Origin of the sequence: Azospirillum melinis, assembly GCF_013340935.1 — a bacterium.
In the GTDB taxonomy this organism is placed as follows: domain Bacteria; phylum Pseudomonadota; class Alphaproteobacteria; order Azospirillales; family Azospirillaceae; genus Azospirillum; species Azospirillum melinis.
In genome coordinates, this window is record NZ_WHOS01000078.1 from 22,598 (window position 1) to 29,146 (window position 6,549).

The following is a 6,549-nucleotide window of genomic DNA, read 5'->3' on the forward strand; positions in this document are numbered from 1 at the left end:
AATATCATGCACAGACGCCAGATTAAAGGATCTCACACAGCGGGATAGCCTCGCATCACACGATCACAGCAAGCGAGGAACTGCCCGATGCGCGCCTATCAGCTTGAAGCCCCCCGTCTCGACGCCTTCCGCATCGCCGAACTGCCGCGCCCCACGCCGGGTGCCGGCGAGGTGCTGGTCCGCCTGCGTGCCGCCAGCCTCAACTACGTCGATCTCGCCGTGGCCACCGGCGCCTTCCCGGTGCCGTCGCTGCCGCTGATCCCCGCCGCCGATGGCGCGGGAGAGGTGGTGGAGACCGGTTCCGGGGTGACCGGGCTGGCGGAGGGGGATCGCGTCATCCCGCATTTCCTGCCGGACTGGTCGGCGGGAGCCCTGCCGCCGGTCGCCGGACGACGGATGCGTGGCATCACCATGCCGGGTTCGCTCGCCGATTATGCGGTCGTTCCCGCCGCCAGCCTTGTCCCGGTGCCGCAACATCTGTCCTTCACCGAGGCGGCCACCCTGCCGATAGCCGCCACCACCGCCTGGCGGGCGATCCGCACCGGTGCCGTCCGTCCGGGCAGCACGGTACTGCTGCTCGGCACCGGCGGCGTCAGCCTGTTCGCCCTGCAGTTCGCCAAGGCGGCGGGCGCCCGGGTCATCATTACCTCGTCCTCCGACGCGAAGCTGGAGCGGGCGAAGGCCCTCGGCGCCGACGAGACGATCAACTACAGGACGACCCCCGACTGGGACGCCCGGGCTCTGGAGCTGACCGGCGGGGCCGGCGTCGATCTGGTGGTGGAGACGGGTGGTGCCGGAACCTTCGCCCGCTCGCTCAACGCCACGGCGGAGGAAGGGACAGTTTTCGTCATCGGCTTCCTGAGCGGCGCCGACCTCCAGACATCGCTGTTCCCGATCATCATGAAGATGCTGAAGGTGGTCGGCAGCAACACCGGATCGGTGGCAGACCTGCGCGAAGCGGTCCGTGCCATCGAAACCGGCAAGCTCAGGCCGGTGGTCGACCGCGTCCATGACTTCGAGGATGCGGCCGGTGCCTATGCCGCCCTGTCGCGCGGCAGCCATTTCGGCAAGATCGCCATCTCGCTCGGCAATGGCGGCTGATAGCAGCAGATAGCCGTTGCGAAGCGGTGGTCTGCGACCGATGTCTCGGCATGGCCCCAGGAACGAGGAGCGGCGCCATGCCGGACAGCGATCCCTTCGACCTCCAGCGCTTCGTCAAGGCTCAGGACCCGGTCTATGCGACCGTGCTGGCAGAGCTGCGCGACGGCCGCAAGCGCAGCCATTGGATGTGGTTCATCTTCCCGCAGCTGCGCGACCTCGGCCGCTCGCCCACCGCCCAATTCTATGGCATCACCGGCTTGGACGAGGCACGAGCCTATCTGGCGCACCCCGTCCTGGGCAGCCGGCTGGCGCAGGCGACCGAGACCGTGCTGGCCGTGCAAGGGCGGACGCTTCATGAGATCTTCGGTTCACCCGATGACCTGAAGTTCCGCTCCTCCATGACCTTGTTCGCCCAGGCGGCGGCAGAGGGGAGCGACCTCTACCGCAAAGCGCTCGTTCAATGCTGCAACGGCCGGCCGGACGATGCCACTTTGAAGCTGCTGGCCTGACAGCCAACGTTCAGGCCAGCAAGTCACCAAGCGCCAGCCCGCGCTCCCGCCCCAGACTGTCCAGCATCGCCAGCGTGGCGCCGTCCAGCGGGATGCCGTCGGCCAGACGCTGCCGGCGGGTGCGGGTTTCCGGCTCGCCCGGCATCTGGATGGCATCGGCTCCGGGCGCCGTGGGCGTGTCGCGGACATAGGCCACCAGATCGTCGAGATCGGCGGCCCACTGCGCGTTGCCGCCGCGCGCCGGGTCGAAGACGATGGCGAACATGTTGTTCATCACCCGGCCGGAATCCTGGTGGGACGGCGTACCCGGCATCGCCGAGGCCAGCGCCCCCGCCAGCACGTCGCACATCAGCGCCAGCCCGAATCCCTTGTGCCCACCCAGCGGCAGCAGGGCGCCTGACGGATCCTGGAACATCACGCCGGGATCGCGCGTGGGCTCGCCCTGCGGGTCGAGCAGCAGGCCCGGCGCCATCTCCTGCCCCTTGCCCATGGCGACGCGGCATTTGCCGACAGCGACGGCGCTGGTGGCGAAATCCAGGATCAAGGCCGGCGTCGCCTGCGTGGCCGGAACCGCGATGCAGATCGGGTTGGTGCCCAGCCGCGGCCGGGTGCCGTCATGCGGCGCCACCGCCGGGCGGGTGACGACATTGACGAAGGCGAGCATGACCATCCCGGCACCGCTGCACTGCTCGCCATAGGAACCGACGCGGCCGATATGGTGGCTGTCGCGCAGGGAGAGCACGGCCAATCCGTCCTGCCGCGCCTGCTCGATGGCAAGCTCCGTCGCCTCGCGCGCGATCACCTGCCCATAGCCGCTGTCGCCACCGACCGCCAGGAAGGGGCCGAACCGGCCGATTACCGCCGCATGCCGGTTGGGCCGCAGCAGCCCTGCGGCAATCGCCGGCATATACATCGCCAGCATGCCGACACCGTGGCTGTCGTGACCGCGCAGGTTGGCCTCGACCAGATGGTCGGCGACGACCGCCGCTTCCTCTTCCTCGCTTCCGGCCGCTTGCAGCAGACGCCTCGCCGCCTCCGCCAGCCGCTCCGCCCGGACCGGCCGCAATCCGGTGCCATAAACGCCGGCATTGAAGGACGCCGCCGCGGCGAAGGGATCCTTTTGTGTTTCCGTCATCGTCTGCCTTCCCGTTCGATGGCCCCTATTTGGTTGCCGGTCCCACGGCGGGGCAAGGGCTGAGTTGCGGCCGAAAAACAAAGGGGCGGATCCCGGCAGCCTGGACCGCCGGAAATCCGCCCCGCGTCAGTCGATCAGACCATCCGGTCAGGCGGCGTTGACCTCCGCCACGAAGCGCCGGACTTCGTCCTTCAGCCGCTCGGACTGCTCCGAAACGCTCTCGACGCTGGTGGAGACGAGGCGCATCCGCTCGCTGGTGGTGGTCATGGTGGAGGACAGCGAACCGACGCTGCTGGTGACGCGGCGGGAGTTGTCGGCGGCGGCGCGGGCGTTGGCGAAGATCTGGTGGGTCGCCGCCTCCTGCTGCTGCACGGCCGACGCCACCTCGCCGTTCAGCGCGCTGAGGTTGGTGATCAGGCTGGCGATGCTTTCGATGGCGCCGATGGCGTTCGCGGTCGCCGCCCGGATCGCGCCCACCTGCGACTGGATGTCCTCGGTGGCCTTCGCCGTCTGGGTGGCGAGGCTCTTCACCTCGCTTGCCACCACGGCGAAGCCCTTTCCGGCCTCGCCGGCGCGCGCCGCCTCGATGGTGGCGTTCAGCGCCAGCAGGTTGGTCTGGCCGGCAATCGAGTTGATCAGCTCCACCACCGCGCCGATCTGCTCGGCGGCCGACGCGAGGCCGGTGACGATCCCGGTGGTGTTGGAGGTCTCCGTCACCGCGCGGGACGCGGTCTGGGCGGCGCTTTCCACCTGACGGCTGATCGCGGCGATGGAGCCGCGCAGTTCCTCGCTGGCCTGGGCGGCGGATTCGACGCTGTCGGAGGCACCCTGCGCGGCGCCGGCGGCAGCATGCGCCTCGTCGGTCGTGCTGGCGGCGTCGGTGGTCAGGGCGGCGGTGCGCTCGTGCAGGGCCACAGTGGTGGTGCTGAGCGTTGCCACGACCTCGTCCATCGCGCGGGCGAACTCGGCGGCACGGACGGACAGGCGCTCGCGCTGAAGGTCGCGGGCGGCACGCTCCAGGTCGGCGCGCTGGCTCTCGTCGCGGGCGCCCTGCAGGGTGGTGGCGAGCCCGGCGACGGCGCGGGCCATGTCGCCGATCTCGTCGGGCCGGTCGGCATGGGGCACGGCGACGGTCAGGTCGCCGCCGCCGATGCGGCCCAGCACGTCGCGGATCGCCAGCAGCGGACGCGACATCCCGCGCGACACCCAGATGCCGATGCCGACGCTGATCGCCAGCAGCAGCAGCGAGACCTCAAGCTCGCGCCAGATGCGGGCGCGGAATTCCGCATCGACGTCGTCGGTGTAGACGCCGGTGCCGACCATCCACTGCCAGGGCTGGTAGCCGGCGGCATAGGCGATCTTCGGGGTCGGCTCGGCATCGTCGGTGCGCTTGTGGCGGAAGGCGACGAAACCGCCGCCGGCTTTGGCCGCCTCGGTCATCTGCACGTTAAACGGGACGCCGTCGGGGTCCTTCAGGTTCAGGAGGTTCTTGCCCTCGACCTGCGGACGCAGGCCATGAACCAGGCTGACGCCGGCATAGTCGTAGACGAAGAAATACTCGCCGTTGCCATAGCGCATGGCGCGCACGGCGTCGCGGGCACGCTCCTGCGCTTCCGCGCGCGGCAGCTTGCCGGACTTCTCCTGCTCGCCATAGAGCGCGATGACGGACGCCGCCGCATCGACCATCTCCTTGACCTTGGCCTTGCGCTGTTCGATCAGGTTCGTGCGCGTTCCCGTCAGGTGGACGGTGGCTCCGGCAAGCGTGCTGAGCAGCGCCACACCGAACACCAGCAGCATGAGCCGCGTACCAATCTTGAGCTTCATCGCCCTTCTCCTCACTCCTGATCCACGCGGCATCGCGCGGCTTCCACGCATCGATTTTCGATTGTTCGACAGACCGGCTCGAAGGTCAGGCCGGGCAGCAGGCCCCGGCTTTCGCTTCCAGCGGAGTCTCCAGTGGAGCTGCCAGCGGGTCGCACCGCCACCATCCCGGCCCGCCCGGCGGGGCGGACAGGCGGGTGAAGGCCACGACCTCGCAATTTCCCAACTCCACACCCGGCCGCCCGGCGAGCCGGTGCAGCAGGATGCGGGCCACTCCCTTGCTGCCGACCAGCAACGGCCGGTGCGTCAGGAGGCTGGTGGCTCCGTTCGCCAGTTCGTCGACGCCATCCAGCACCCGGGCGGCGAAGGCGCCTTCGCTCTCCCCTCCCGGCGGCGTCTCTCCGGCGGCAAACCAAGGGCGGGTCAGTTCGATCGGCAGACCGTTCCACTCCCCCAGGCTGCGCTCGCGCAGCCAGTCCCGCCTCAGAAGCGGAACGCCCAGCGTCTCGGCGAACACCGCGCCGGTCACGGCGGTGCGGTCCAGTGGACCGGCGATCACCAGACCGCAGGTCTGGCCGGACCGGCGGAGCCGCTCCGCCGCGTGCCGGGCCTGCTCGACCCCCCGTTCGGTCAGGGGAATGTCTCGGTCGCCGCCGCAGCGCACACCCCGCCGGTTGTCGTCCGTCTCGCCATGGCGCACGAAATGGAAGCCGTCCGTCATCGCCGGCCCCCTCACCGGAACAGGATGCGGGCGGCGCCCGCGGTCCAGCCGATGGTGCTCTCCATCGGCAGGGCGTGGGGGGCCGACATCCAGCGGGCCAGGGCGTCGATGTGCAGAGGATCGCTCAGCGTCGGGGTATGGCCGACATCCGGCACATGCAGGACGCTCAACCCCGGCTTGCCCATCATCCGGGCAATGGTCGCCTCCTGGAGGGCGTCGCTCATCATGCCGTGCACCAGCAGCACCGGGCAGTCGATGCGCTGCCAGTCGTCCCACTGGTCGTGGTCCTGGATGGCGCCGTCGCGGTAGCATTGCAGCGCCCGGATGTCGTGGCGGTAGACCCGGCCGCCATTTTCCTCCGACCAGCGGGTCTGGTGGAAACTGTTGTGCAGGAGAACGGTGTCGTCGACCGGTCCGTCATTCTTCTGGGCCGCTCCGGTGCGGTGGAACAGCTGGGCCGGATGGCGGAAGACATAGTGGCGGGCGACGGACTCGGCGCGGCGGCGGCGCCGTTCGGTCGGGATGAAGGGGCCGATGTCGTTCAGGATGAGGCGTTCCACCAGATCCGGAGCTTCCGCCGCCACCCGCATCGCCACGCTGCCGCCGAGCGAGGAGCCCAGCAAGGTGACCGGGCCCAACTGCTTGTGGCGGATCAGGGCCAGCACCTGGGCGACGGTTCCGTCGAAGCTGTAGTCCGACTGGTCGGCCAGCCAGCCGCTGCGGCCGCGCCCGGCCCAATCGAGGCACAGCACATGGTAGCGGTGCGACAGGGCGCGGGCGATATAGTCGAAGCGCCGGGCGGAATTCGCGATGCCCCCCAGGCATATCAGCGCCGGATTCCGCGGGCTGCCCCATTCCGTGTAGGCGAGGCGGATGGTGTAATCGGTGCGCAGCCGCTCCACCGTGCCGAGTTGCAGCGCCGCGCTGTGGGTATAATCGAAATGGCGCAGGCGATGGCCGGCACCGATCAGCGGCTCGACCACCCGCATGATGGTTTCATAGTTTTTCCAGGTCATCTCCTCGACGGATCCGATCCCGAGCGCCTCCAGGGTGACGCGCAGGGTTTCCATCGCGCCGTCGTGGCGGCCATGGACAGGAAGGGTTTCCCCGGCGAAGGAGGGGCAAGGCATCGTCAGAACAGGCTCCACGAGCATCTGGTCAGGCATGGGCGTCGAAGCCTCCGTGATCGATGGGTGTGGGGGCGATGGACATAAGACTGTCGGGGTTTGCGACATCGACGGATGACGCACGGGGTTGGGGGC

At 69.2% G+C, this 6,549-nt stretch carries 6 protein-coding genes; 2 read left to right on the plus strand and 4 right to left on the minus strand.

Going from position 1 to position 6,549, the window contains the following annotated elements; all coding sequences use genetic code 11:
• Positions 1–87 precede the first annotated feature (87 nt).
• Both GBZ48_RS32300 and GBZ48_RS32305 read left to right on the plus strand, forming a co-directional pair.
• Entirely contained in the window at positions 88–1,101 is a 1,014-nt protein-coding gene (locus GBZ48_RS32300) for a zinc-dependent alcohol dehydrogenase family protein (RefSeq protein ID WP_174474762.1), read from the plus strand.
• A gap of 77 nt (positions 1,102–1,178) precedes the next feature.
• The gene (locus tag GBZ48_RS32305) at positions 1,179–1,610 is read left to right on the plus strand and encodes a DUF1810 domain-containing protein (RefSeq protein WP_174474763.1); all 432 of its coding nucleotides are present in this window, start codon (positions 1,179–1,181) and stop codon (positions 1,608–1,610) included.
• A 10-nt stretch (positions 1,611–1,620) separates the two neighbouring features.
• Here the strand turns inward: GBZ48_RS32305 and GBZ48_RS32310 are convergent, their stop codons facing one another.
• The 4 genes from GBZ48_RS32310 to GBZ48_RS32325 all read right to left on the minus strand — a co-directional run bounded on the left by GBZ48_RS32310 (position 1,621) and on the right by GBZ48_RS32325 (position 6,453).
• The gene (locus tag GBZ48_RS32310) at positions 1,621–2,745 is read right to left on the minus strand and encodes a malate/lactate/ureidoglycolate dehydrogenase (RefSeq protein ID WP_174474764.1); all 1,125 of its coding nucleotides are present in this window, start codon (positions 2,743–2,745) and stop codon (positions 1,621–1,623) included.
• Positions 2,746–2,892: 147 nt separating this feature from the next.
• Positions 2,893–4,569 (minus strand): methyl-accepting chemotaxis protein, encoded by a 1,677-nt coding sequence (locus GBZ48_RS32315; protein WP_174474765.1) that lies wholly within the window; start codon positions 4,567–4,569, stop codon positions 2,893–2,895.
• A gap of 85 nt (positions 4,570–4,654) precedes the next feature.
• On the minus strand, positions 4,655–5,287 hold the full coding sequence (locus GBZ48_RS32320; protein ID WP_174474766.1) for a histidine phosphatase family protein: 633 nt from the start codon (positions 5,285–5,287) through the stop codon (positions 4,655–4,657).
• An 11-nt stretch (positions 5,288–5,298) separates the two neighbouring features.
• Positions 5,299–6,453 carry an alpha/beta fold hydrolase gene (locus GBZ48_RS32325; protein WP_174474767.1) on the minus strand — a complete coding sequence of 385 codons (1,155 nt, stop codon included), beginning with the start codon at positions 6,451–6,453 and terminating at the stop codon, positions 5,299–5,301.
• Between the last annotated feature and the right edge of the window lie 96 nt (positions 6,454–6,549).

What these genes read in the sequence shown, in the direction of transcription:
- GBZ48_RS32305 (WP_174474763.1), top strand. Translation starts at nt 1,179, where the DNA reads ATGCCGGACAGCGATCCCTTCGACCTCCAGCGCTTCGTCAAGGCTCAG.
- GBZ48_RS32310 (WP_174474764.1), bottom strand. Translation starts at nt 2,745, where the DNA reads ATGACGGAAACACAAAAGGATCCCTTCGCCGCGGCGGCGTCCTTCAAT.
- GBZ48_RS32320 (WP_174474766.1), bottom strand. Translation starts at nt 5,287, where the DNA reads ATGACGGACGGCTTCCATTTCGTGCGCCATGGCGAGACGGACGACAAC.
- GBZ48_RS32300 (WP_174474762.1), top strand. Translation starts at nt 88, where the DNA reads ATGCGCGCCTATCAGCTTGAAGCCCCCCGTCTCGACGCCTTCCGCATC.
- GBZ48_RS32325 (WP_174474767.1), bottom strand. Translation starts at nt 6,453, where the DNA reads ATGCCTGACCAGATGCTCGTGGAGCCTGTTCTGACGATGCCTTGCCCC.
- GBZ48_RS32315 (WP_174474765.1), bottom strand. Translation starts at nt 4,569, where the DNA reads ATGAAGCTCAAGATTGGTACGCGGCTCATGCTGCTGGTGTTCGGTGTG.